Here is a 23,536-nt window from a genome sequence, read left to right as displayed (position 1 = left end):
GATCCGTAGCAGCTGAAATGACTTAGCTGATTGGCATTAGACCCAACGGAACGGTTTCTGCCCACACCAGAGGTCCTACCGAGGCGCCTGCTTCACGGCCTCGATCCAGGCCGGATTCAATTGCGTTTGATCAGTCTCGATGCCCAGCGCTTCCATCCGTGCCTTGTGCTGATCCATCTCGCGGGTCAATTGGCTGTGATCACTGGAGTTGCCGTCCAACTCGTGCATCTGGCTCAACCCCAGATGATAGAAACGCAGCAGCTTCATGGCGCTCGGATCCTCCTTCTCCACCGCCGCCGTCACCTGATGCATGACGTTGGTAATGCTCATCAAACTGCGCTTGAGCCGCCAGCCGTAAACCGCCGGGGCCATCCATTGCTGGCGCCAGAACGTACCACGCATCAGCGCTGCCATCAGCAGTACCGCCACAAACACGCCACCGACGTTAAATCGCAGATTGTCGCCGTCGGGCTCACCGAACAGCGCCACCGCCACGGTGGAGAGCACCATCGCCAGGGCCAGGAAAATCAGGGCTATGATCACTGTGCTGCGTCGCGTCTGGCTTCGATAGCGTTCGGGGTTCTGCGGCTGTATTTCGAACATCGCAACAGGTTTCCTTGAGGGCATGGGTAAAAAGACTGCGGGGCATTATCGCCTCTGCAGGGGATTTAGCTATGCTGAGGTTCCTTTTCATCTTTTCATCGTCAAACGGGGAAATGGCGATACAACGCAGTTCGTGCCATCTTCTTTCATGGATACATACCATTCGGATGCCAGTTGCCTGTATGAATGGCATCGTTTTAAGGATCATTGAATGACCCAACGACAAGTAATCAACGCCTCGGTCAGCCCTAAAGGCAGCCTGGAAACCCTCTCTCAACGTGAAGTACAGCAACTGAGCGAAGCCGGATCCGGCAGCACCTACACCTTATTCCGCCAGTGCGCCCTGGCCATCCTCAATACCGGCGCCCATGTTGATAACGCTAAAACCATCCTCGAAGCCTACAAGGACTTCGAAATCCGCATTCACCAGCAGGACCGCGGCGTACGCCTCGAACTGCTGAACGCCCCGGCCGACGCCTTCGTCGATGGCGAAATGATCGCCAGCACCCGCGAAATGCTCTTCAGCGCCCTGCGCGACATCGTCTACACCGAAAACGAACTCGACGCCCAACGCATCGACCTGAGCACCTCCCAGGGCATCAGCGACTACGTGTTTCACCTGCTGCGCAACGCCCGTACCCTGCGCCCCGGCGTCGAGCCGAAGATCGTGGTGTGCTGGGGCGGCCACTCGATCAACACCGAAGAATACAAATACACCAAGAAAGTCGGCCACGAACTGGGCCTGCGCAGCCTCGACATCTGCACCGGCTGCGGTCCTGGCGTGATGAAAGGCCCGATGAAAGGCGCGACCATCGCCCACGCCAAGCAGCGTATCCACGGCGGCCGCTACCTCGGCTTGACCGAGCCAGGCATCATCGCCGCCGAAGCGCCAAACCCGATCGTCAACGAACTGGTGATCCTGCCGGACATCGAAAAACGTCTGGAAGCCTTCGTCCGCGTCGGCCACGGCATCATCATTTTCCCGGGCGGCGCCGGCACGGCCGAAGAGTTCCTGTACCTGCTCGGCATCCTGATGCACCCGGACAATGCAGGCGTGCCCTTCCCCGTGGTCCTTACCGGACCGAAACATGCCGCGCCGTATCTGGAGCAACTGGACGCGTTTGTCGGCGCCACGCTGGGTGAAACCGCAAAACAACATTACGAGATCATCATCGACGACCCGGCTGAAGTCGCGCGTCAAATGACTCAAGGCCTCAAAGCGGTCAAACAGTTCCGCCGCGAGCGCAACGACGCGTTCCATTTCAACTGGCTGCTGAAGATCGACGAAGGCTTCCAGCGCCCGTTCGATCCGACCCACGAAAACATGGCCAACCTGAAACTGAGCCGCAACCTGCCGGCCCATGAACTGGCCGCCAACCTGCGCCGTGCGTTCTCCGGCATCGTCGCCGGCAACGTCAAGGACAAGGGCATCCGCCTGATCGAAGAGCACGGGCCTTACCAGATCCGTGGCGATGCAGCCGTCATGCAACCGCTGGATCAACTGCTCAAAGCCTTCGTCGCCCAGCACCGGATGAAACTGCCCGGTGGCGCGGCGTATGTGCCGTGTTATCAGGTGGTTGCGTAGCTCGGCTAAAGATCGTTCCCACGCTCCCGCGTGGGAACGATCAGCAACGTGAACTGTAACCTTGCGAGCCGAAGCAGACGCTTCGGCTAGCTGCCTTCTATGGAAAGAGAATTCTTGATGCGCCAACGTAATGCCGCACGACTCCTCGTGGTCAATCCGGCCCGTCAGGTCCTGCTGTTTCGCTTCCAGCACAAGGGAGATGCCTTGGACGGACGCGACTATTGGGCCACCCCGGGTGGAGGCCTTGAGGAAGGTGAAACCTTTGAAGCCGCCGCCATACGCGAACTGCATGAAGAAACCGGACTGCACACCAACACGGTGGGCACTAGCGTGGCAGAGCGCAGCTTTTCGATGATGTTGCCCAGCGGCGAAACCGTCCTTTCCGTGGAACGCTACTTCGTCGTCTGCACCGATGAAGAACGGCTGACGCGTGATGGCTGGACTGCCGATGAAGCCCGGGTGATGACTGAACACAAATGGTGGTCAATCGCCGAGTTGAAAGAAACCGCTGAAACAGTCTGGCCAGAAAACCTGATCCAAATGATGGAGCAGGCCTGACCAGTGCCAGATGAATAACAAAATTCTAATAAAGATCGTTCCCACGCTCCCGCGTGGGAATGCTCAACGGACGCTCCGCGTTCGGCTTTGAAGGGACGCGGAGCGTCCAGGGCTGCATTCCCACGCAGAGCGTGGGAACGATCATGCCTCAAGCTCGCGGCACTAATGCACAGAGGTGATCCGCGTCGATTACTGCCTTGGCAAAGCACTGCGGATCTTCCTGCGGCAAGTTGTGGCCGATGCCGCCGATGATGAGGCGGTACTTGTATTTGCCGGTGAAGCGCTTGGCATAATCCTCGGCCGCCGGGTGCGGCGCCCCGTTGGCGTCACCTTCCATCGTGATGGTCGGCACCGTAATAACCGGGGCCTTCGCCAGCCGTTGCTCCAGCGCTTCGTATTGAGGTTCGCCCTGAACCATGCCCAACCGCCAGCGATAGTTGAAAATCGTGATTGCCACATGGGAAAGGACTCGCTGTAAGAGCGAATCCGCCAGCCGCCGTTACCGCAGAAACGGATATGTACACCAACCCCAAACAACCATCACCGCCAAAACAGCGGTGTTGCCAGCCGAGCCGCCAACGCCTTGGCCTGACTCGCCACATCGGTCACCGCCGTGCTTTCCCACCACATGCCACGTAGCGGTGGACCCATGGCAAACAGGCGACTGGCGACGTGTTCATCGGCGCCCAACACCGCGCCATCCACCGCCGCTGCAATCCCCAGCGCTAACGGCCCCGGCCGGACAAGTCCGCGCGCCAGCAGTTGCTGTGGCAACGGTCGGGCGACCCGTCGCCAGTCATATTCGATGCCGCTGGAATTGATCAGTGCCGCGCCGCTGACAACGGTGGTTTCTGATTCACCACGACGCCGAATGCGAATGCTCACTGCTCCGTCCACTGAAGGCTCCAGCCCTTTGAACGACGCGGCCTGAATCCGCAACCGCCCTTCCTTGTGCAAGCGTTCCACCAACTCTGCACTCAACGGCGGCGAGCGGTGATGGTGACTTTCCCACCAAGGCCGCACATGCCGCACGAATTGCCGACGCTGCACGTCCGTCGCCTGATTCCACAAACGGCCGATATGCACCCGCACGGTGTCGAGTGGCGCTTGCCAGTCGATGCCTTGAGCGATGGCGTCTCGGCAATGCCGACGCAGTTCGCGCACCAGCTGACGCGGCGTACGAATGCTCTCATCCTCGGCGAGAAAATCTGCCCAGGCTGGTGGCTGTCGACGCACGTGAGGCAGCAAGCCATGACGGGAAAACACTTCAATCGGCCCGCGATGCCCGGCCTGTTCCAACGACACTACGGCATCGACCATGGTCAGGCCCGAACCGATGATCAGCACAGTCGACTGCGGATCAAGTTGTTGCATGGCGGCGACATCCCAAGGGTCGAGCGCAGCGGCGTTCAAGCCGCTGGACTCGGTCTGTGGCGTGCGCGCAGCGGGGAACATCCCCGTCGCCAACACCGCATAAACGCCCTGCAAGCGTTGCCCGTCACTCAACGTCAGCAGCACCGAATCGTCCCGGGTTTGCAGGTCAACCACCTCGGCCTGGACATGCTCGACCGTTGACCCGTTCACGGCGCCCACCGCTTGCGCTTCAGACAGGCGCTGTTGCACGTACAGACCGAAAATCCCCCGGGGCGGGAACAATTCACTGACCGGCACCTGTTGCTCGTCAGACTCCGGCCAGCCGCCGGCCGCGATGTACTCGGTCAGCCATTGGGTCAGGTCGTCGGCGTTATCCGGGTCGACGCTCATCCGCGCCGCATTGCCGTTGAGCGTATGACCCAACTCGACCGCGCTGTACGCCTCACCCCGTCCCAGTTCGGCGCGGGGTTCGATCACCAGCACTAGGCGCTTGCCCGGCAGGCGTAGCAACTGCGCCGCCAGCATTGCGCCGCTGAGGCCGCCGCCGACGATCAGGATGTCGGCGTGGCGGATGGCGTGGGTCGCTTGGCCGCTTTGGAGTTCACTCATGCCGTTCTCACTGATCAATGTTTACCTAATAGAAGGTGTGCAGATCGCCCACATTAATGTTTTGCAAGCCAATCAGGAAGCTCCAGACAAACCCTGTGAAATCACTTTACTTTCAATAGGTTAAAGGATTACCCGAGAAAGTCTCGCAGCTTCAAAACAGCAAAGTGTCTATCCAGTATTGATCGGCAAACAGTTAGATCACCACGTTTCGCACAAACCGCGCCGCCACCGGCCCATCGTTGCGATAGCAATGCGGCTGACTGCTCGCAAACATGTAGAACTCGCCGGCGCCAATGTCCTGCGGCGTGTCGCCCAGCATCAACGTCAGGCGGCCTTCAAAGACGTAGATTTGTTCACTCCAGCCCTCGGCGTCCGGTTGCGACGGGTAAATTTCCCCCGGCTGCAGGCACCATTCCCATTGTTCCACCTCACGGGTGGCGGTGGCTTTGGACAGTAAAACGGCTTTGCTGCCCGGAATCGTCCCGGCCCAGGCCAGTTCGTTAATGCGGCTCGGGTCGCGGGCATCCGGGGCCTGGATCAGGTCGCTGAACGCCACGTCCAGCGCTTCGGCCACACGGTCGAGGGTGGTCAGGCTGACGTTCTTCTCGCCGGCCTCGATGGCCACCAGCATCCGGCGGCTGACTCCGGACTTTTCGGCCAGCGCGGCCTGGCTCATGTCGGCGGCGTGGCGCAAGCGTCGAACGTTCTGACTGACGTGCTGGAGGACCGAAGCCCGCTGAGCTGAATCTTTGTGCACTATATTGCTCACTTGGTGGGGTTGGGCAGTATACTGCGCAACATTCGGCGCATTGTGCGTCCCCCTCAGGTAGCGCGCAAGGTCATGACGTCGGTGAACTCCCCTCACACTTCCCCCCGTTTCTCGCGATTCAGCAAGGCCGAGTGCGTGCTGGTGCTGATCACCATGGTCTGGGGCGGCACCTTCTTGCTAGTGCAGCACGCAATGACCGTCAGCGGGCCGATGTTTTTCGTCGGTCTGCGTTTTGCCGCGGCGGCGATCATTGTTGCGCTGTTCTCCTGGCGTCACCTGCGTGAACTGACGTTGTTCGAATTGAAGGCCGGGGCCTTTATCGGTGTGGCGATCATGCTCGGTTATGGTTTGCAGACCGTCGGGTTACAGAGCATTGCCAGCAGTCAGTCGGCGTTTATTACCGCGTTGTACGTGCCCTTCGTGCCGTTGCTGCAATGGCTGGTGCTGGGGCGTCGTCCGGGGTTGATGCCAAGCATCGGGATCATGTTGGCGTTTACCGGGTTGATGCTGCTGTCGGGACCGGCCGGTGCTTCGTTGAATTTCAGCCCCGGTGAAATCGCCACGTTGATCAGCGCCGTGGCGATTGCGGCGGAGATCATTCTGATCAGCACCTATGCCGGCCAAGTCGATGTGCGACGGGTGACGGTGGTGCAATTGGCGGTCACTTCGGTGCTGGCGTTTTTGATGGTGGTGCCGACTCAGGAAAGGATTCCCGACTTCTCGTGGCTGTTGTTGTGCAGCGCATTGGGGTTGGGCACGGCCAGTGCGGCGATTCAAGTGGCGATGAACTGGGCGCAAAAGAGCGTTTCGCCGACTCGGGCGACGTTGATCTATGCCGGTGAACCGGTGTGGGCCGGGATTGTCGGACGGATCGCCGGGGAGCGGTTGCCGGCGATTGCGCTGGTCGGCGCGGGGTTGATTGTGGCGGCGGTGATCGTCAGTGAGTTGAAGACCAAGGGTAAGGTTGCTGTTCCTGAGGAAGAGTTGGAACAAGAAACCCAGCGATAAGCCCCATGTCTACGTTGCCCGCGATGGGGCCGGGACAGGCGAAATCGCACTCTCTGAAACAATGAAAAACAGGTTTTTTCCGTCTACCTTGTAGGATTCTGCGACAGCTTGGCGTTTGGCGATCCGGGAACTGGCACGTATGATGCTTCACAAACTTCCGCAGATTAGAAGCCTATGTCCCTGATAGTTCTACTGCTTCTGCCTTTTATCGGCAGCTGTCTGGCAGCCTTGCTGCCGCACAACGCGCGTAACACCGAATCTCTGCTGGCGGGTCTGGTTGCCTTGATTGGCACCGTTCAGGTCGCTCTCTTGTACCCGCAAATCGCCCATGGCGGGGTGATCCGCGAAGAATTTTTCTGGTTGCCCAGCCTGGGCTTGAACTTCGTCCTGCGCATGGACGGGTTCGCCTGGCTGTTCTCGATGCTGGTGCTGGGCATCGGCACGCTGGTTTCGTTGTACGCCCGCTATTACATGTCACCGGACGATCCCGTACCGCGGTTCTTCGCGTTTTTCCTGGCGTTCATGGGCGCCATGCTCGGGCTGGTGATCTCCGGCAACCTGATCCAGATCGTGTTTTTCTGGGAGCTGACCAGCCTCTTCTCGTTCCTGCTCATCGGCTACTGGCACCACCGCGCTGATGCGCGACGCGGTGCTTATATGGCGCTGATGGTCACCGGCGCAGGCGGTTTGTGTCTGCTGGCGGGGGTCATGCTGCTCGGTCATGTGGTCGGCAGCTATGATCTGGACAAGGTCCTGGCCGCCGGCGATCTGATTCGCGCGCACGCCCTCTACCCTATTCTGCTCCCCCTGATTCTGATCGGCGCCTTGAGCAAAAGCGCACAATTCCCCTTCCACTTCTGGCTGCCCCACGCGATGGCGGCGCCGACACCGGTTTCGGCCTATCTGCACTCGGCGACCATGGTCAAGGCCGGAGTGTTTCTACTCGCACGACTGTGGCCGTCGCTGTCCGGCAGTGAAGAATGGTTCTACATCGTCAGCGGCGCCGGCGCCTGCACCCTGTTGCTGGGCGCGTACTGCGCGATGTTCCAGAACGACCTCAAGGGTCTGCTGGCCTACTCGACCATCAGCCACCTGGGCTTGATCACCCTGCTGCTGGGCCTGAACAGTCCGCTGGCCGCCGTGGCCGCGGTGTTCCACATTCTCAACCATGCGACGTTCAAGGCCTCGCTGTTCATGGCCGCCGGGATCATCGACCACGAAAGCGGCACCCGGGACATTCGCAAGCTCAGCGGCCTGATCAAGCTGATCCCGTTCACCGCCACCCTGGCCATGGTCGCCAGCGCCTCGATGGCCGGTGTGCCGTTGCTCAACGGCTTCCTGTCGAAAGAGATGTTCTTCGCCGAAACGGTGTTCATCAATGCAACGGCCTGGGTCGAGATGACCCTGCCCATCGTCGCGACCATCGCCGGGACTTTCAGCGTCGCCTACTCGCTGCGCTTTACCGTCGACGTGTTCTTCGGCCCGACCGCCACCGACCTGCCGCACACCCCGCACGAACCGCCACGCTGGATGCGTGCGCCGGTGGAACTGCTGGTGTTCACCTGCCTGGTCGTGGGGATTTTCCCGGCGCAGGTGGTCGGTCCGTTGCTGGCCGCTGCTGCCCTGCCGGTGGTGGGCGGGACCTTGCCTGAATACAGCCTGGCGATCTGGCACGGCTGGAACGCACCGATGATCATGAGCCTGATCGCCATGTCCTGCGGCATCGTGCTTTATCTGCTGCTACGTAATCAGCTCAAGCGTGGGCGCTTCAAGTACCCACCGATCATTGGCCGGTTCAACGGCAAGCGCCTGTTCGAACGCTGCCTGGTAATCATGATGCGCCTGGCCCGTCGTCTCGAGCGGCGGATCAGCACCAAGCGCCTGCAAACCCAATTGTTCCTGGTGGTACTGGCAGCGGTGCTGGCCGGGTTGATCCCGATGCTCCACAACAGCCTGAGCTGGGGCGACCGGCCGAAGATTCCCGGCTCGATCGTGTTCGTGACCCTCTGGCTGCTGGCGATTGCCTGTGCCCTCGGCGCGGCTTGGCAGGCCAAGTATCACCGGCTCGCGGCCCTGACCATGGTCAGCGTCTGCGGCCTGATGACGTGCGTGACCTTCGTCTGGTTCTCGGCGCCCGATCTTGCACTGACGCAACTGGCGGTCGAAGTGGTGACCACGGTGCTGATCCTCCTCGGTCTGCGCTGGTTACCGCGCCGGATCGAAGAGGTGTCACCGCTGCCGAGCACCCTGCGCAAGGCACGCATCCGTCGTATCCGCGACTTGTTGTTGTCGACCGTGGTCGGCGGCGGCATGGCGTTGCTGGCCTACGCGATGCTGACGCGCCAGACACCGAACCACATTTCTTCGTTCTACCTCAGTCGTGCCCTGCCCGAAGGTGGCGGCAGCAACGTGGTCAACGTGATGCTGGTGGACTTCCGCGGCTTCGACACCCTCGGTGAAATTACCGTGCTGGTGGCCGTGGCCCTGACCGTATTCGCCCTGCTGCGACGCTTCCGACCTCCGAAAGAAAGCCTGCAATTGCCCGCCCAGCAACGTCTGCTGGCACCCGACGTGGTCACCGACCTGGTCAACCCGCGGCAGGCCAGCGACACCGCGCTCGGTTTCATGATGGTGCCGGCGGTGCTGGTGCGCCTGCTGTTGCCGATTGCGTTTGTGGTATCGGTCTACCTGTTCATGCGCGGCCACAATCAACCGGGCGGCGGCTTTGTCGCAGGGTTGGTGATGTCGGTGGCGTTCATCCTGCAATACATGGTCGCCGGCACCCAGTGGATCGAGGCGCAAATGAGCCTGCGGCCACTGCGCTGGATGGGCACTGGATTGTTGTTCGCTACGGTCACCGGGCTTGGGGCGATGGCGGTTGGTTATCCGTTCCTGACCACCCATACCTGGCATCTGGATCTGCCGGTGTTGGGCGATATTCACATCGCCAGTGCGCTGTTCTTCGACATCGGCGTGTACGCCGTGGTGGTCGGTTCGACTCTGTTGATCCTCACCGCTCTCGCTCACCAATCGGTACGCGGTCACAAGACCGCTGCCCTGCCTAGATCCGTCGCCACGCAAGGAGCCGTCTGATGGAAGAAGTCATCGCAATCGCCATCGGCGTGTTGGCGGCGTCCGGGGTCTGGCTGATCCTGCGGCCACGGACGTTTCAGGTGGTAATGGGCCTGTGCCTGCTGTCCTACGGCGTCAACCTGTTCATCTTCAGCATGGGCAGCTTGTTTATCGGCAAGGAGCCGATCATCAAGGACGGCGTGCCGCAGGACCTGTTGCACTACACCGATCCGTTGCCGCAAGCGCTGGTGCTGACCGCGATCGTCATCAGCTTCGCCATGACCGCGCTGTTTCTGGTGGTGCTGCTGGCCTCCCGGGGCCTGACCGGTACCGACCATGTGGACGGCCGGGAGCCTAAAGAATGAATCTGATGCCGCACCTGATCGCTGCACCGATTCTGCTGCCGCTGCTGACCGCCGCCGTGATGCTGATGCAGGGCGAGAAACACCGGCCGTTAAAGGCCAAGATCAACCTGCTCTCCAGCCTGCTGGGGCTGGGCATTGCCGTGCTGTTGCTGCAATGGACTCAGGAGACTGGCGTCCCCGGCTCCATCGGCGTGTACCTGCCGGGCAACTGGCAGGTGCCGTTCGGTATCGTGCTGGTGGTCGATCGTCTGTCGGCGCTGATGCTGGTGCTGACCGGGATCATCGGCGTCAGTGCCCTGCTGTTCGCCATGGCCCGTTGGGACGGCGCCGGTTCGAGTTTCCACGCGCTGTTCCAGATCCAGATGATGGGTCTATACGGCGCGTTCCTGACGGCGGACCTGTTCAACCTGTTTGTGTTTTTTGAAGTGCTGCTGGCAGCCTCTTACGGCCTGATGCTCCATGGGTCGGGCCGCTCGCGGGTGTCGGCGGGGCTGCATTACATCTCGATCAACCTGCTGGCCTCGTCACTGTTCTTGATCGGCGCGGCGCTGATCTATGGCGTCACCGGCACCCTGAACATGGCCGATCTGGCGCTGAAAATTCCGCTGGTGCCGGAAGCCGATCGCGGCCTGCTGCATGCCGGCGCGGGAATTCTCGCGGTGGCGTTCCTGGCCAAGGCCGGGATGTGGCCGCTGAACTTCTGGCTGGTGCCGGCGTATTCCTCGGCGAGCGCGCCGGTGGCGGCGATGTTCGCGATCATGACCAAGGTCGGCGTCTACACCTTGCTGCGCTTGTGGACCCTGCTGTTTTCCGGCCAGGCCGGCGCCTCGGCGTATTTTGGCGGCGACTGGCTGATCTACGGCGGCATGGCGACCATCGTCTGCGCCGCCGTGGCGATCCTCGCCGCACAACGACTGGAGCGCCTGGCCAGCCTGAGCATTCTGGTGTCGGCCGGGATTCTGCTGTCGGCCATCGGTTTCGCCCAGCCGAACCTGATCGGCGCGGCATTGTTCTATCTGGTCAGCTCGACCCTGGCGTTGAGCGCGTTGTTCCTGTTGGCCGAGTTGATCGAGCGTTCGCGTTCGGCCAATGAAATGCCATTGTTCGATGACGGCGATCTACTCCCGCGACCGATGGAATCCTTGCAGCCACCCAAAGGCATCAACCTCGATGACGAGCAGAAAGCCGTGGTCGGCCAAGTGATTCCCTGGACCATGGCGTTCCTCGGATTGAGCTTCATTGCCTGCGCGCTGCTGATCATCGGCATGCCGCCGCTTTCAGGATTCATTGGCAAACTTGGCTTACTCAGCGCCCTGCTCAATCCGTTGGGCCTGGGCAATGGCAGCGATGAGCCGGTTTCGAACGCGGCGTGGGGCTTGCTCGCGTTGTTGATCCTCTCCGGGCTGGCGTCGTTGATCGCCTTCTCGCGCTTGGGCATCCAGCGCTTCTGGACACCCGAGGAGCGGCCGTCGCCATTGTTGCGACGTTTCGAATGCGTGCCAATCATCGCGCTGCTGGGCCTGAGCATTGCGCTGACCTTCAAGGCCGAACCGCTGTTACGCTACACCCAGGCGGCCGCCCAAGCCTTGAACAACCCACAGCAATACGTGATGGCGGTGCTCGGTACCCGTGCAATTCCGAGCCCGGAAGCCAAAGCCGCGATAGCGGAGGTCAATCCATGAAGCGTCTGTTTCCGGCCCCGTGGTTGTCGTTGGCGCTGTGGTTGTTGTGGCTGGTGCTGAACCAGTCGATGAGCCCCGGCAATCTGCTGCTGGGCGCGGTGCTGGGGTTCTGCGCGCCGTTGATGATGCGCAAGCTGCGACCGCTGCCGATCCGCATTCGTCGGCCGGACGTGATGCTGCGTTTGTTCTTTCTGGTCGGTCGCGATGTGGTGGTGTCCAACCTCGCCGTGGCCTGGGGCGTGCTCAACGCCGGTCGCCGTCCGCCGCGTTCGCGCTTCATCAAGGTGCCGCTGGACTTGCGTGACGCCAACGGCCTGGCAGCGCTGTCGATGATCTGCACGGTGGTTCCCGGCACCGTATGGTCGGAACTGGCGCTGGACCGTAGCATTTTGTTGCTGCACGTCTTCGATCTGGATGACGAAGCGCTGTTCATCCAGCACTTCAAGGCGACCTATGAGCGCCCCTTGATGGAGATCTTCGAATGAGCGCATTGCTGTCGAACGCAATCCTGCTGAGTCTGTTCATCTTTTCGCTGGCAATGATTCTGACCCTGATCCGGCTGTTCAAGGGACCGTCGGCCCAGGACCGTGTTCTGGCGCTGGACTACCTGTACATCATTGCGATGCTGATGATGCTGGCGCTGGGCATTCGTTATGCCAGTGACACTTACTTCGAGGCAGCGCTGCTGATTGCGCTGTTCGGCTTCGTCGGCTCGTTTGCCCTGGCGAAATTCCTGCTGCGTGGCGAGGTGATCGAATGAGCGCTGAACTGTCTTTGTGGGTGGAAATTCCGGTGGCGGTCCTGCTGGTGCTCAGCAGTGTGTTTGCACTGATCGGCGCCGTTGGCCTGGTGCGGATGAAAGATTACTTCCAGCGCATGCACCCGCCGGCGCTGGCGTCGACATTGGGTGCCTGGTGCGTGGCACTGGCCTCGATCGTTTACTTTTCGGCGCTCAAGTCCGGGCCAGTGTTGCATGCCTGGCTGATTCCGATCTTGTTGTCGATTACGGTGCCGGTGACCACGTTGCTGCTGGCGCGGGCGGCGCTGTTTCGCAAGCGCATGGCGGGGAATGATGTGCCGGCTGAGGTGAGTAGTCGGCGTTCCGACGATGCTTTTCAGATCCAGGCAACGGCCAACAACCCTGCCCCCAGCACCACACACAGCGGCGAATAGGCCCAAGTGTCGAGCCGCGCAAACTTCGAATCCTTCACCTGTTTGAAGAACCCAATCAGATTCGAATCGCCGATCGCCCTGGCGAACATCAGCATCGCAATGGCGCTGATCACCCATTGCAGCGACGAGTGATGCACCGTCGGCAGATACAGGCCGACCCGCAAGCACACCAGCATCGCAATCAGCAGCAACCCGACCGCCACCAATAACGTGGCAAAGCCTGAAGGTTTGAAGACCGGCCTGGATTCCCCACCGCCCTCCGTGGATATTCGCGGGACCGCCGCCTCGCTACCCAACTTGCCACCTGCCGCCCAGTACAGGTGGATCAGGCTGATCAACAGGAAGATGGCAGCCATCCATTGCGCGATCAATAGGCTCATGTTCAGACTTCCAGCGTGAAATGTCGCAGCAGGATGAACTTCCTTGAACGATTTTGTAAGGGTATTCGTCATCGGCAATGATAAAGGTGCCGCCCCATGAAACTCGCCCGAACCGATCGCACGCGGTGGCGCGGCGATCCGACTTGCTCGCGAAGGCGCCATCAACTCACCGCATCATTTCAACTCGGCAGACACCTTGTCCGCCACATCCTTCGGCAACCAGGCCTGCCACACGTCCGGGTGCGCCTTCATGAACGCCTCCGCCGCCTGCCGTGGCGGGGTGTGTTTTTCGCTCATTACGGCCAGCGCCTTGTTCAATGGATCGATCGGCAAGTCGACCTTGCTGAAGAACTCGGCAATCTGCGGATACTGTTTCTGGAATGGCGTGGACACGCCGATGGACAGCTTAGAGGCCAGTGAGCGCGTCGCTTTCGGACTCGGGTTGTCAGCGTCGGTCAGGGTTTTCCAGGCTTCGGCGTCGAACGGCGGCTCTTCCAGCTGAATCAGTTTGAAGCGGCCGAGCAACGGCGTAGGCGACCAGTAATAGAACAACACCGGTTTGCCGCGACGAATCGAAGAACTGATCTCCGCATCCAGTGCCGCCCCCGAACCACTGCGGAAGTTCACATAGCTGTCGTCCAGCCCATACGCCTTGAGCTTCTGTTTGTTGACCACTTCCGACGTCCAGCCGATCGGGCTGTTGAGGAAGCGCCCCTTGCCCGGGGTTTCCGGATCACTGAATACACCCTTGTAGCGCGGCAAGTCGCTGACACTGCGCAGGTCCGGTGCCAGCGGCTTGATGCCTTTCGCCGGATCGCCCTTGATCACATATTCGGGCACCCACCAGCCTTCGGTCGCGCCCTTGACCGTATCGCCGAGGCTCACGACTTTGCCTTCGGCCTCAGCCTTGACCCAGACCGGACTGCGACCGGCCCACTCTTCGCCAATCACCTGAATGTCATTGTTGGCCAGTGCGGTCTCCAGGGTGATGGTCGTCCCCGGCAAGGTATCGGTCGGTAGTCCATAGCCCTTCTCGACGATGATCCGCAGGATATCGGTGATCAGGCTGCCGCTTTCCCAGTTCAGGTCGGCAAAGTGGATCGGCGCCTGGGCAGCGAACACCGGAACGGGTGAAGCCAGCAAACCGAAAGTGGCCAGGGTAGCGGCCAGCAACCGTCGAAATCCGTTCATGCTTTTGCACCTCGTGCTGTTCACAGCAATAGCAGGATGGCCTGGCAGAAGACCGCGAAGCCTCTGAATACTCAGTCAACTGACTGTAGTAGAGGTTCCTGCTTTCGAGGGGTGTCAACTAATTTTCGGAAGTTTCCTGCAAGTGCGCCAGCTCTCTTCGTACCATGCTGGCGTACTCCGCCGGACGCAACGTATAGATCTGTGACGCCACCCAACCCAGCCATGCACCTTGCAAAACAGTCTTCTGGTCGAACAGCCGTCGGGCCTCGACTTGCGCACTGGCCTGGTTCTGTACGTGGAAGTCGGCGCGGGTCAGGGTCATTACTCGCTGGCCTTGAAAGTAACCAATTCACCTTTGCGCCACTTGGCAGCCTTGGCGGTAACGGCTTTGAGGGTTTTGGTCAGGCCTTCCTGCAACGGTTGGTGAGCGGCGAACACCATCACCAAGCTATGACCTTCCTTGAACACGATCCCGTGGCCATCAGCGGTGGTGACGAACGCGTAATCACCCAGGCCGTAAACCGTCAGTTTGATGTCGCGGAACTTGATGTCCAGCTTGCCGCCTTCGCGACTGGGCAATACAGAGGCGCTGAAATGATCGCCGACCTTGAGTTTAAGCCCAGGTTTGTCATCAACCACCAGCGCCTCTTCGGTGTCGATCTCGGCAATATAAATGCCTTCAGCGTTCTGTTCGGTGATGTAAACAAAACGTGACTGGAACTGTTTAACCAGCTTTGCGCGCAAATCACCCAGCACGAACAAAGCATGCATATCGAGATTACTTACTGCCAAGGAAACATCCCCACATCTGAAAATGATGCTGCACGCAGGAAGATAGCGCACAGCAGAAAAAAGCGGCAATGCCGAAGGTGTAGCCGAATGGCCCGGGTTGAAATCCTGAAACGAGTAGAGCGCTCATTCATCGCGAGGTTTAAGAAGACTACTGGAACGTCACTCACGTCGTCTTGCCTGGCATTCGTCAGAGGTTGAAGGAAAACGCTCTTCTAACGGCCAGATAAAACCGGACTACCAACCTTAGGGAACAAACTCTTTAATAAAAGCACTTTTCCTACATATCGCCCGCAGAAAATTGCTTTAGATGAGCATCAATCGCCAACCCGTGGTGGTGATTCTAGAGCAGCGATGCTCACTGAGACTACCCAAAACGACGAACACACGTCGGTAAAACAACGAAAAGGACTTCATATGTGCACGCTGACACACTTCGCTCACCCCCCGGCACCTGACACAAACAGCTCGCTGACCTTGCACTCGGTGATGTTTCAACCGCATGAATACCACCCTGAAGAGCTTGCCCGGCCACGCTTTCAGGTGCTTTTGGCCGGCAATGCCTTCTTCCATATCAAGGAAATTTCCACCGGCCGCGTCAGAGGTTTCCGCAGCAGTCATAACGAAGCCTGCGCCCTTGCCCGCTCTCTCGAATTACGCCGTTGACAGTCCCGCCGCATTCATTTCCATAGACGCTTCGTCATGCCGACGACTTATCTCAGCCGCCGGCATGCAACAACTGCCATACTGCCCGACCAATGAAACCCGTCCCCAAGGCGGGCGGCGTTCAAAACAACAGAATATTTCAAGGGAAGGCTGCAACGTGACGGAATTTGATATCGGCGAATTTTTTATCCGCGGCGAAGCCAGAGAGGTCGAAGGCGAATTCCAGGCAGTCATTATCATGCGCGCCAAACCACCGCTGACCACCGTGACGTATCACCAGGTCGAGAAGGATCGCTGGTTCAAGACCTCGGACGTCGCCGCCATTGCCGCCCAGGAAGCCGCCAAGGCGCTGAAGCTTGCGGTCGATGAAGGGGCATTGAAAGCCTGAGATGGCTGGGCAAGTCCGGGAAACGTCGCTGGACAGCGCGATTTTCATGCCCGCCAGCGCGTTGTATCAAGCCAGACCTGCCTCGCCGTCAGGGTCGGCACCTCGGCCCGAGAGGTGTCTGCGGCGTGCCAACCTTGCACAGGTTGCACGCTTCATGTCGACAAATAATTAGATCAGCTTGCGCTTGACCGCTTCATCCAGCGTGCTTTGGGTCAGGTGCTTGAGCAACACGTCCCCTCGCTCATTGAACGGCAACCCGACAATCAGCAGGATCTGCAACCAGGTGCGAGTGCTTTCCTGTTTGACGACTTTACCCAGCACGTTGCCTTCCTGATCCTTGAACACCGTTTCCAGCGTGAAGGTATTGCTGAACGTTGTCGGGATCACGAACAACGTGAACCCAGTCAGCCAGGCACTGGCGATATTGCCCTGCTCGTTATTGGTCAAGGTGCTCGTGACGTACAGGTTCGAGTCGACTTTGTCCGTGGTCACGTTTTTGAACTGTCCGGATTCCTTAAAGGTTTCCAACATGTTCTTTTCCACCAGCGCCGCATTGCCCACACCACCCGACAGTTCGCCGTTGAACTGCTGCTGAGTGGTCACGTGCAGATAAGCACTGGGCTTGTCTTGTCTGGCCTGGGACGGTGGCCACTGATCAACCGGTGGCAAGTCATGCTTAGAGTAGGAAATGCAGCCCGTCAGGGTGCTGCTGACCATCAACAGCAAAACCAAAAGGTATTTATTCATGTGCAGCCAATTCCTTTGACAGTGGACGTAGTTGAGGGGTGGCACCGGCGAGCAATTGAGCGATCAATTCGCGCAACTGAGTACCGCCCAGGCGGGGATTGAGATAATCGGCGTTCCACAGGCCGACATTCTTGTCGAGCTTGACCTGCTCGACCGATCTGGCCAGTTGCTTGCCCTGACGGTCTTCGATGATCAGCTCGCCCGCGAGGTCATATTTGTCGACGTAAATCGGACCGTCGACCCAGATCCATAGGGTCAAGGTCACCAGCGCGCCGGGAATGTATGCCGGGTGCATGGTGCGTTTGCCTGCCAGCGAGGTCAGGTTGAACTTGAGCACCACGTCGTCCTCACCGGCCTTGGCCGGGAACACCACGATGCGCTTGAAGTAATCGCTTTTGTCGACATAGGCGCTGATCTGCTCCGTCAACTGCCGGCTGCCGGCGACACGCACCTTATCGTCCAGCTCGGGGGCGGAAATCACCACGTCGCTGATCGCGGCACTACGATCAAGGGTGGATGGCGCGGGGTTCAAGGGTTCGCCGATGGGACCCAGCGGTGTGAACGACACACAACCAGTCAACGACAGGCCAAGTGCGATGGCCATCAGATAAACAAGACGCTTCACTGCATACATCCTTTTCATGCGGGATCGGGGACGCGTCGACTCGAAAGAAAATCGCACAAGGGATGGGCAATGCAGTACTGAAAGGCGGTAAACCTGGGCAGTGAGTGTCGCCTACATCCTTGTACGAACTCTTTGAATGGCGGCTTAGTGACGCCAAAAACGCGACAGCATCGTAATCGTTGAAGCCCTGCCAGGCAATAGCCAACTGCCATCATAGTGGCGAATCCAGAGAAAGCTGCTAAACCCCAATCGAACTCCTGAAGCGCGGCTCCCTCAGATGTATTGAAGCCGCCCCTCAGATCTCGCACTCGACGTGCCCCGCAAGGAGATGAACATGGATTCACCTACACACGACTTGAAAGGCTTGTTCGACCAACTCGGCCTGGACTCCAACGAAAAGGCCATCGACGATTTTATTGCCAGTCATTCCCCGCTGGCCGACGACAAGAAACTCATCGATGCCGAGTTCTGGACCCCGCAGCAAGCCGGTTTCCTGAAAGAACAATTGCGTGAAGACGCCGATTGGGCACGGGTGGTCGACGACCTGAACCTGCGTATGCATCAGATCCACTAGCCCAAATATCTTGACTGTGGCGAGGGGATTTAGCGAAACGTCCCACCGCCCCGTTCGGCTGCGCAGCACTCGTCAATCAGGACAATTCAGTATGTCTGAACGGACGCTGGGGGCCACTTCGCGACCCAGCGGGGATAAATCCCCTCGCCACAAAAGCCAGCATCCCGCGTCTAGCGAGGATTCTCAGGTTTATAGCCCAATCGCAAACCACCCCAATGTCTGCCCTTGAGCATGATCGGCACCGAGAGGTCGTGCATCAGTTCACCGGTGTCCCGGGTGTAGGTTTGCAGCAGTACGGCCTGCTGATGGCTGCCACAGCGGATCCCGGTGCGGTCGGCGAATTTGCGTTTGGTGCGGTTTTGCAAGGTATCGACCTGCGCATCACCGGTCAGTGGTTGGCTGAAGACTTTGTTGTGGGTCGGCACATAGCCCTGCTGCGTGCAGGCGATGGCGAACACCAGGCCTTCGTGGCGCGGCAACAACGGTTCCTGAATCGCCGGCAAGACCTGATCGGCGTAGCGATCGAAGCGGGTCTGGTACTTGGCGGGGCTGGTGTTGGGAATAGCCTGGTAATTGCGATCAAACAGGTCATCGAGGCTGACGCGGCCCTCGTCGATGTCCGCTTCAAAGCGCGCCGCAATCTGACTCGCGCCTTCGCGGGCCAGGTCATAAACCCGCTGGTGATAGTCATCCAGGCCGACTTCCGCGAGGCGTTCGCTGATGGTTTCAGCCTGACCTTCCATTTGCACCGCGGCCTGGGCCAGGCGCTGGGTCTGTTGGTCACTGATTGCCAGGTCGCTGCGCATCTGTTCGATGGCGTGAAACAGGCTATCGAGTTGCTCTCGGTTGGTGTCAGCGCCCCTGGCGATTTCCCCGACCTGCCTTTCGACGCCAGCGGCCAGACGTGCAATGTTCTCCAGGTGCTGACCGGTGTGCTCGACCTGCTTGACGCCGATATCGAGGTCGCCGGACAGTTGACGGATCTGCTCCACCACTTGCGCGGTGCGTTGCTGAATATCAGCGACCATTTCCCCCACTTCGCCGGTAGCCGTCGCCGTACGCGCGGCCAGACCGCGAACCTCATCAGCCACCACCGCAAATCCGCGACCATGCTCCCCGGCCCGCGCCGCCTCGATAGCAGCGTTCAATGCCAGCAGATTGGTCTGGCTGGCGATGGACTGGATCACCAGGGTGACCCGTTGGATATCGTCACTGCGCAGGCTCAGGGCTTCGATCAGTTCACGACTGTTACTGGCGCGCTGACTGAGTTGATGCATACGAGCGATGGACTCGATCAGCTCCGTACGCCCTGCCGCGCTGCTCTGATGAGCCTCGCTGGCCGCACTGAGGGCTTCCCGGCTGAGTGTCGAGGTGGCTTGCTCGGTGGCGATCATCACTTCGGCGTTGCTGACGATCTGCGCCGCGGCACCGAGCTGCGATTGCAGTTTGTCGGCCAGTTGCTTGACTGAAAAGGCCACACCGGCAGCAGACAAAGCGTTATGACTGGTTGTGTAGGAAAGATCGCGAGTCAACTCGGCAATCGCGCTGGCGCTGCCGGCGGGGGTTGCCTCAGGGATGGCGCGTGAGCGCAAGCGAGGTAGCCAGATCACCAGCACGGCCAATGGCAGGCCAAGGTAAAGCGACCACCCCCCCAGCGTCATGCCGCACAACAAGAGCATCAGGGCGATGCTTTGCAGGGTCGGCGTCAGCCAAAAGTTTTTTGGCAAAAGCACGGGTGCAGGCACTGCCGCAACCAGAGATCCGTTTCGCGTCATCTTCGTCACCCCACGAATAATTCTAATTGTTGTGTCGGCATTAAACGCCACTACAAGGCCATTATCTATGGTCCATTAGTAGTGGGCGTTGCAGCATCAATAGAAGTACGCGAGATTTCTGCAGACGAAAAAAAGCATCGCGGGCAAGCCTTGCTCCTCCGGGAGAAAGGCTTGCCCGCGATGCGGGCGTTACGAAATCAGGCCTGACGCTGGTGCTTGTCGATCTGTTCGTGACGCTCTTGAGCTTCGATGCAGTACTTGGTGGTCGGGCTGATCAGCAGGCGCTTCAGGCCAATGGCCTCGCCGCTGTCGTCGCACCAGCCAAAGCTGTCTTCCTTGATGCGTTCCAGAGCCTGTTCCAACTGAGGCAGCATGCGCTGGTCGCGATCGATCGCGTTCACCAGCCAGGTGCGCTCTTCTTCAACAGAAGCAGCGTCAGCCGGATCGGCCGGGGTGTCCAGGCTTTCGATGGCGATGCGGTTCTGTTCGATGCGCTCATGGGTTTCGACTTTCATGTTCTGCAACAGCTCAGAGAAAAAAGCGTGTTGCTCGGCATTCATGTAGTCATCCGCCGGCATGGCCAGCAACTTGTCCTTTGTCATTGATATCTCTATAAAAAAAACGTGCATTAAGGCGAATTAGGGAGTGTTCCGGCGGACCTGGGCTGGCCATCGGAAAGGCGCCGTTTATTCCAAGCGCCACCCGGCACTCAATTTACGAGGGGCGGCAGTCTAAGGCCGACTTGAGGCCTCAGCAACTGAAAAGACAGCGATTTTGTCCGACAAAGCCCAGAAAGTGCTCTATGGCAACCTTTGTGATGGTTATCGGAGTGCGTTTATAGCAAGAAATTCAATCGAGCGGCTGTATATAGAAGATAAACGGCTGCGCCACGCGGGTCAGGCGTGGCGCATTGGCTGTTTTGTCGGCGGCTCAGCGCTTGAGTTTGCGCTTGTTGCGGTACTGATCGATGACCACTGCCACCACGATGATCACGCCCTTGATGATGTCCTGAATGTAAGCATCGACGCCAACAAAGGTGAAACCACTGGCCATGACCCCGAGGATCAGTGCGCCAATGACGGTGCCGGTAATGCGTCCTACGCCACCGGCCAGGCTGGTGCCGCCGATCACTGCCGCGGCAATCGCGTCCAGCTCATAAGACATGCCCATCCCGGCCTGCCCGGTCGCGGCCCGTGCCGAAGCCACCACACCCGCCAGACCTGCCAGCAACCCGGCGATGCTGTAGACGATCACCAGATGCCGCTTGACGTTGATCCCCGAGGTACGCGCCGCCTGCATGTTGCCGCCGATGGCGTAGGTGTACTTGCCGTACTTGGTGTAACGCAGGGCGATGTGAAAGATCACCGCGACCACCAGGAAAATGATCACCGGCATGGCGCCATGTCCGATGGCTGTGTAGGAATCCGAGAGCATGCTCACCGGCTGGCCTTCGGTGTAGAACCGCGCCAAGCCACGCGCCGAGACCATCATGCCGAGGGTGGCAATGAACGGCGGGATACCGGTTATAGCAATGATGCTGCCGTTGATGGCCCCCGCCAGCAGTCCCACCCCAAGCCCGGTAATCACCGGAATCCATACCGGCAAGTCAGTCAGCGACGGGAACACCGCCCGGGCGAAGTCCGACGTCTGGGCCAGACTGGCAGCGATCATCGCCGATAGCGCCAGCACCGAGCCGGAGGACAGGTCAATGCCGGTGGTGATGATGACCTGGGTCACGCCGATGGCCAGCAGGCCAATGATCGACACCTGCAGGATCATCAGCACCAGACGCTGAGAGTTCATCAGGAAGCTCTGATCGCGCACGATCCAGCCAAACACTTCAAAGACCAGGCCGATGCCAATCAGCACCAGGAAAATACTCAACTCGGTCGGAAAGCGCCGGCGACTCTTGACCGGTGCCGTTGCTGGCTTGTTTTCCAGTATCGCGTTCATAAACACTCACCCTTCTATCGCGTCGCCGATTAGTGAACCGCGGACATGCCCGAAGCCAATTGCATCACTCGTTCCTGGGTCGCTTCGCTGCGGTCGAGGGTGCCCATCAGATCGCCCTCGTGCATGACCATCACCCGGTCGCTCATGCCAAGCACTTCCGGCAGCTCCGAGGAAATCATGATCACCGCCATGCCTTCGCTGGCGAGGCAGGAAATGAGCCGGTAGATCTCGACCTTGGCGCCGACGTCGATACCGCGAGTCGGCTCGTCGAGAATCAGGATCCGTGGATTGGTCATCAGCCAGCGCGCCAACAAAGCCTTTTGCTGATTACCGCCGGACAAGGTGTCGATGCACTGCTCCAGCGACGGGGTTTTGACCCGCAGCTTCTTGCACATGTCTTCGCACAAGGTGCGCAGGGCTTTTTGCTGGATGAAACCGTGGCCGGCGTAATGCGGCAACACCGCCATTTCCATGTTCTCCAGCACCGACAAGCACGGGAACAAGCCGCTGAGCTTGCGATCCTCGGTCAGCAATGCGAAGCCCTTCTCGATCGCCATGTGCGGATCGCTGATGCGCACCACTTCACCATCGAGACGAATCTCGCCACCGTCGCTCGGCGTGATGCCGAAAATCGCTTCGGCGACGTTAGTCCGCCCCGAGCCCATCAAACCGGCGATGCCGAGGATCTCGCCGGCATGCAGGTCGAAGGAAACACCTTTGAAAATGCCGTCCAGTTTAAGGTCGCGCACCGACAGCAGCAGATCACCAATCGGCTGCTCGCGCACCGGGAACAACTGGCTCAGTTCGCGGCCGACCATCATCGAAATCAGGCTGTCGCCATCCATGCTGTCGGCCCGCTGCAGGCCGATATAGGCACCATCACGGAACACCGCCACTTCATCGGCGATGCTGAACACTTCGTTCATTTTATGGGTGATGTAAATGATGCCTTTGCCCTGACGCTTGAGGTCGGCAATGATCGAGAACAGATGGGCGACTTCCTTGTCGGTAATGGCCGAGGTCGGTTCGTCCATGATCAGGATGTCGGAATCGTAGGACACCGCTTTAGCGATCTCGACCATCTGCCGCTCGGCGATGCTCAGGTTGCCGACCTGCTCTTGCGGATCAAGGTTGATCCGCAGGCGTTCCAGCAGGTTCGCCGTGCAACGGTGCATTTCGCGGTGATCGATCATGTGCAGGCCATTGAGCTGCTCACGGCCGATCCAGATGTTCTCGGCGATGCTCATGTGCGGCATCAGGTTGAGTTCCTGGTGGATCATCGCGATCCCGGCCTGGAGCGCTGCCAGTGGCGTTTCGAAGACCACCGGTTTGCCCCTCAGGCGCAGTTCACCGGCGTCCGGCTGATAGATGCCGGCAATGATTTTCATCAGGGTGGATTTGCCGGCGCCGTTTTCGCCCATCAGGGCCAGCACGGAACCGGGGCGTACCCGAAGCTGCACATCGGACAAGGCCACCACACCGGGAAATCCCTTGCTGACGTTGATGATCTCCAGCAGGTACGGCTCATCGACAGGTGTTGCAGCTGGCTGGATACCCACCAACGGGGTGCTCGAAGCAGTCGCTGAAGCGAACATGATCAGGTACTCCATCAGCAAGGTCGCGGTCGCAACCTTGCGTATTTATTGTTGT

25 protein-coding genes and 1 pseudogene are annotated in these 23,536 nt (G+C 59.5%); 12 read left to right on the top strand and 14 right to left on the bottom strand.

The features are described 5' to 3' along the window. Positions 1-75: 75 nt before the first annotated feature. Complete coding sequence (locus ACYZT0_RS07840; RefSeq protein WP_462045331.1) at positions 76-603, bottom strand: DUF3087 domain-containing protein; 528 nt, start codon at positions 601-603, stop codon at positions 76-78. Positions 604-814: 211 nt separating this feature from the next. On the opposite strand from ACYZT0_RS07840, the gene ppnN reads away from it, so the two are divergent. Together ppnN and ACYZT0_RS07830 are read left to right on the top strand one after the other, a co-directional pair. Continuing rightward, positions 815-2,188, top strand: a complete 1,374-nt coding sequence (gene ppnN, locus ACYZT0_RS07835) for a nucleotide 5'-monophosphate nucleosidase PpnN (protein ID WP_462045330.1) — start codon at positions 815-817, stop codon at positions 2,186-2,188. Between the two features lie 117 nt (positions 2,189-2,305). After that, positions 2,306-2,746, top strand: coding sequence for an NUDIX hydrolase (locus ACYZT0_RS07830; RefSeq protein WP_462045329.1), 441 nt, complete (start codon positions 2,306-2,308; stop codon positions 2,744-2,746). Between the two features lie 148 nt (positions 2,747-2,894). On the opposite strand, the pseudogene ACYZT0_RS07825 reads toward ACYZT0_RS07830, so the two are convergent. From ACYZT0_RS07825 to ACYZT0_RS07815, 3 genes and pseudogenes are all read right to left on the bottom strand, one after another. Further along, positions 2,895-3,206 (bottom strand): annotated as a pseudogene (locus ACYZT0_RS07825) (alpha/beta hydrolase); the annotation flags it as partial. A gap of 80 nt (positions 3,207-3,286) precedes the next feature. After that, complete coding sequence (locus ACYZT0_RS07820; protein ID WP_462045328.1) at positions 3,287-4,729, bottom strand: FAD/NAD(P)-binding protein; 1,443 nt, start codon at positions 4,727-4,729, stop codon at positions 3,287-3,289. Positions 4,730-4,922: 193 nt separating this feature from the next. After that, the gene (locus ACYZT0_RS07815) at positions 4,923-5,486 is read right to left on the bottom strand and encodes a helix-turn-helix domain-containing protein (RefSeq protein WP_462045327.1); all 564 of its coding nucleotides are present in this window, start codon (positions 5,484-5,486) and stop codon (positions 4,923-4,925) included. Here ACYZT0_RS07815 and ACYZT0_RS07810 point away from each other — a divergent pair. From ACYZT0_RS07810 to ACYZT0_RS07780, 7 genes are all read left to right on the top strand, one after another. After that, the gene (locus tag ACYZT0_RS07810; protein ID WP_462045326.1) at positions 5,481-6,506 is read left to right on the top strand and encodes a DMT family transporter; all 1,026 of its coding nucleotides are present in this window, start codon (positions 5,481-5,483) and stop codon (positions 6,504-6,506) included. The genes ACYZT0_RS07815 and ACYZT0_RS07810 overlap by 6 nt on opposite strands. Positions 6,507-6,680: 174 nt before the next feature. After that, entirely contained in the window at positions 6,681-9,599 is a 2,919-nt protein-coding gene (locus ACYZT0_RS07805) for a monovalent cation/H+ antiporter subunit A (protein WP_462045325.1), read from the top strand. Next, entirely contained in the window at positions 9,599-9,943 is a 345-nt protein-coding gene (locus tag ACYZT0_RS07800; RefSeq protein WP_007986256.1) for a Na+/H+ antiporter subunit C, read from the top strand. The genes ACYZT0_RS07805 and ACYZT0_RS07800 overlap by 1 nt, the downstream gene beginning before the upstream one ends. Beyond that, positions 9,940-11,625: a monovalent cation/H+ antiporter subunit D gene (locus tag ACYZT0_RS07795; RefSeq protein WP_462045324.1), complete on the top strand. Its 1,686-nt coding sequence runs from the start codon at positions 9,940-9,942 to the stop codon at positions 11,623-11,625. The genes ACYZT0_RS07800 and ACYZT0_RS07795 overlap by 4 nt, the downstream gene beginning before the upstream one ends. After that, positions 11,622-12,110: a Na+/H+ antiporter subunit E gene (locus ACYZT0_RS07790; protein WP_462045323.1), complete on the top strand. Its 489-nt coding sequence runs from the start codon at positions 11,622-11,624 to the stop codon at positions 12,108-12,110. Before ACYZT0_RS07795 ends, ACYZT0_RS07790 begins: the two co-directional genes overlap by 4 nt. After that, positions 12,107-12,385: a K+/H+ antiporter subunit F gene (locus ACYZT0_RS07785; protein WP_008151692.1), complete on the top strand. Its 279-nt coding sequence runs from the start codon at positions 12,107-12,109 to the stop codon at positions 12,383-12,385. The genes ACYZT0_RS07790 and ACYZT0_RS07785 overlap by 4 nt, the downstream gene beginning before the upstream one ends. After that, positions 12,382-12,798 (top strand): Na+/H+ antiporter subunit G, encoded by a 417-nt coding sequence (locus ACYZT0_RS07780; RefSeq protein WP_462045322.1) that lies wholly within the window; start codon positions 12,382-12,384, stop codon positions 12,796-12,798. Before ACYZT0_RS07785 ends, ACYZT0_RS07780 begins: the two co-directional genes overlap by 4 nt. Here ACYZT0_RS07780 and ACYZT0_RS07775 read toward each other — a convergent pair. From ACYZT0_RS07775 to ACYZT0_RS07760, 4 genes are all read right to left on the bottom strand, one after another. Beyond that, a complete protein-coding gene (locus ACYZT0_RS07775) occupies positions 12,741-13,178 on the bottom strand; it encodes a DUF3995 domain-containing protein (protein WP_462045321.1) in 438 nt (145 codons plus the stop codon). The genes ACYZT0_RS07780 and ACYZT0_RS07775 overlap by 58 nt on opposite strands. 174 nt (positions 13,179-13,352) lie before the next feature. Then, positions 13,353-14,369: an ABC transporter substrate-binding protein gene (locus ACYZT0_RS07770; RefSeq protein ID WP_462045320.1), complete on the bottom strand. Its 1,017-nt coding sequence runs from the start codon at positions 14,367-14,369 to the stop codon at positions 13,353-13,355. 118 nt (positions 14,370-14,487) lie between these two features. Then, a complete protein-coding gene (locus ACYZT0_RS07765) occupies positions 14,488-14,691 on the bottom strand; it encodes a hypothetical protein (protein WP_462045319.1) in 204 nt (67 codons plus the stop codon). Then, complete coding sequence (locus ACYZT0_RS07760; RefSeq protein WP_462045318.1) at positions 14,691-15,161, bottom strand: hypothetical protein; 471 nt, start codon at positions 15,159-15,161, stop codon at positions 14,691-14,693. The genes ACYZT0_RS07765 and ACYZT0_RS07760 overlap by 1 nt, the downstream gene beginning before the upstream one ends. A 414-nt stretch (positions 15,162-15,575) precedes the next feature. Between ACYZT0_RS07760 and ACYZT0_RS07755 the strand changes: the two genes are divergently transcribed. Continuing rightward, positions 15,576-15,824 carry a hypothetical protein gene (locus ACYZT0_RS07755; RefSeq protein ID WP_462046516.1) on the top strand — a complete coding sequence of 83 codons (249 nt, stop codon included), beginning with the start codon at positions 15,576-15,578 and terminating at the stop codon, positions 15,822-15,824. Positions 15,825-15,981: 157 nt separating this feature from the next. Further along, a complete protein-coding gene (locus ACYZT0_RS07750; RefSeq protein WP_033057642.1) occupies positions 15,982-16,212 on the top strand; it encodes a hypothetical protein in 231 nt (76 codons plus the stop codon). Positions 16,213-16,380: 168 nt separating this feature from the next. Here ACYZT0_RS07750 and ACYZT0_RS07745 read toward each other — a convergent pair whose 3' ends face one another. Beyond that, the gene (locus ACYZT0_RS07745) at positions 16,381-16,959 is read right to left on the bottom strand and encodes a hypothetical protein (protein WP_462045317.1); all 579 of its coding nucleotides are present in this window, start codon (positions 16,957-16,959) and stop codon (positions 16,381-16,383) included. Continuing rightward, complete coding sequence (locus ACYZT0_RS07740) at positions 16,952-17,584, bottom strand: hypothetical protein (RefSeq protein WP_462045316.1); 633 nt, start codon at positions 17,582-17,584, stop codon at positions 16,952-16,954. Before ACYZT0_RS07740 ends, ACYZT0_RS07745 begins: the two co-directional genes overlap by 8 nt. A 334-nt stretch (positions 17,585-17,918) precedes the next feature. On the opposite strand from ACYZT0_RS07740, the gene ACYZT0_RS07735 reads away from it, so the two are divergent. Then, complete coding sequence (locus tag ACYZT0_RS07735; protein WP_462045315.1) at positions 17,919-18,158, top strand: DUF2789 domain-containing protein; 240 nt, start codon at positions 17,919-17,921, stop codon at positions 18,156-18,158. Positions 18,159-18,328: 170 nt separating this feature from the next. On the opposite strand, the gene ACYZT0_RS07730 is transcribed toward ACYZT0_RS07735, so the two are convergent. The 4 genes from ACYZT0_RS07730 to ACYZT0_RS07715 all read right to left on the bottom strand — a co-directional run bounded on the left by ACYZT0_RS07730 (position 18,329) and on the right by ACYZT0_RS07715 (position 23,481). After that, positions 18,329-19,552: a methyl-accepting chemotaxis protein gene (locus ACYZT0_RS07730; protein ID WP_462046515.1), complete on the bottom strand. Its 1,224-nt coding sequence runs from the start codon at positions 19,550-19,552 to the stop codon at positions 18,329-18,331. Positions 19,553-20,130: 578 nt separating this feature from the next. Then, positions 20,131-20,535 carry a TraR/DksA family transcriptional regulator gene (locus ACYZT0_RS07725; protein ID WP_007907888.1) on the bottom strand — a complete coding sequence of 135 codons (405 nt, stop codon included), beginning with the start codon at positions 20,533-20,535 and terminating at the stop codon, positions 20,131-20,133. A 328-nt stretch (positions 20,536-20,863) separates the two neighbouring features. Next, positions 20,864-21,886: an ABC transporter permease gene (locus ACYZT0_RS07720; RefSeq protein WP_462045314.1), complete on the bottom strand. Its 1,023-nt coding sequence runs from the start codon at positions 21,884-21,886 to the stop codon at positions 20,864-20,866. Positions 21,887-21,915: 29 nt separating this feature from the next. Continuing rightward, on the bottom strand, positions 21,916-23,481 hold the full coding sequence (locus ACYZT0_RS07715; RefSeq protein WP_462045313.1) for a sugar ABC transporter ATP-binding protein: 1,566 nt from the start codon (positions 23,479-23,481) through the stop codon (positions 21,916-21,918). Positions 23,482-23,536 lie beyond the last annotated feature (55 nt).

It is taken from the genome of Pseudomonas sp. ZS1P83, from assembly GCF_054897825.1.
This window is presented reverse-complemented; position numbering and strand designations above follow the sequence as displayed.

Coding starts and splice junctions, on each gene's coding strand:
- ACYZT0_RS07840 (WP_462045331.1), bottom strand. CDS start 603: ATGTTCGAAATACAGCCGCAGAACCCCGAACGCTATCGAAGCCAGACG.
- ppnN (WP_462045330.1), top strand. CDS start 815: ATGACCCAACGACAAGTAATCAACGCCTCGGTCAGCCCTAAAGGCAGC.
- ACYZT0_RS07830 (WP_462045329.1), top strand. CDS start 2,306: ATGCGCCAACGTAATGCCGCACGACTCCTCGTGGTCAATCCGGCCCGT.
- ACYZT0_RS07820 (WP_462045328.1), bottom strand. CDS start 4,729: ATGAGTGAACTCCAAAGCGGCCAAGCGACCCACGCCATCCGCCACGCC.
- ACYZT0_RS07805 (WP_462045325.1), top strand. CDS start 6,681: ATGTCCCTGATAGTTCTACTGCTTCTGCCTTTTATCGGCAGCTGTCTG.
- ACYZT0_RS07800 (WP_007986256.1), top strand. CDS start 9,599: ATGGAAGAAGTCATCGCAATCGCCATCGGCGTGTTGGCGGCGTCCGGG.
- ACYZT0_RS07795 (WP_462045324.1), top strand. CDS start 9,940: ATGAATCTGATGCCGCACCTGATCGCTGCACCGATTCTGCTGCCGCTG.
- ACYZT0_RS07790 (WP_462045323.1), top strand. CDS start 11,622: ATGAAGCGTCTGTTTCCGGCCCCGTGGTTGTCGTTGGCGCTGTGGTTG.
- ACYZT0_RS07785 (WP_008151692.1), top strand. CDS start 12,107: ATGAGCGCATTGCTGTCGAACGCAATCCTGCTGAGTCTGTTCATCTTT.
- ACYZT0_RS07780 (WP_462045322.1), top strand. CDS start 12,382: ATGAGCGCTGAACTGTCTTTGTGGGTGGAAATTCCGGTGGCGGTCCTG.
- ACYZT0_RS07775 (WP_462045321.1), bottom strand. CDS start 13,178: ATGAGCCTATTGATCGCGCAATGGATGGCTGCCATCTTCCTGTTGATC.
- ACYZT0_RS07770 (WP_462045320.1), bottom strand. CDS start 14,369: ATGAACGGATTTCGACGGTTGCTGGCCGCTACCCTGGCCACTTTCGGT.
- ACYZT0_RS07765 (WP_462045319.1), bottom strand. CDS start 14,691: ATGACCCTGACCCGCGCCGACTTCCACGTACAGAACCAGGCCAGTGCG.
- ACYZT0_RS07755 (WP_462046516.1), top strand. CDS start 15,576: ATGTGCACGCTGACACACTTCGCTCACCCCCCGGCACCTGACACAAAC.
- ACYZT0_RS07745 (WP_462045317.1), bottom strand. CDS start 16,959: ATGAATAAATACCTTTTGGTTTTGCTGTTGATGGTCAGCAGCACCCTG.
- ACYZT0_RS07735 (WP_462045315.1), top strand. CDS start 17,919: ATGGATTCACCTACACACGACTTGAAAGGCTTGTTCGACCAACTCGGC.
- ACYZT0_RS07730 (WP_462046515.1), bottom strand. CDS start 19,552: ATGATCGCCACCGAGCAAGCCACCTCGACACTCAGCCGGGAAGCCCTC.
- ACYZT0_RS07725 (WP_007907888.1), bottom strand. CDS start 20,535: ATGACAAAGGACAAGTTGCTGGCCATGCCGGCGGATGACTACATGAAT.
- ACYZT0_RS07720 (WP_462045314.1), bottom strand. CDS start 21,886: ATGAACGCGATACTGGAAAACAAGCCAGCAACGGCACCGGTCAAGAGT.
- ACYZT0_RS07715 (WP_462045313.1), bottom strand. CDS start 23,481: ATGTTCGCTTCAGCGACTGCTTCGAGCACCCCGTTGGTGGGTATCCAG.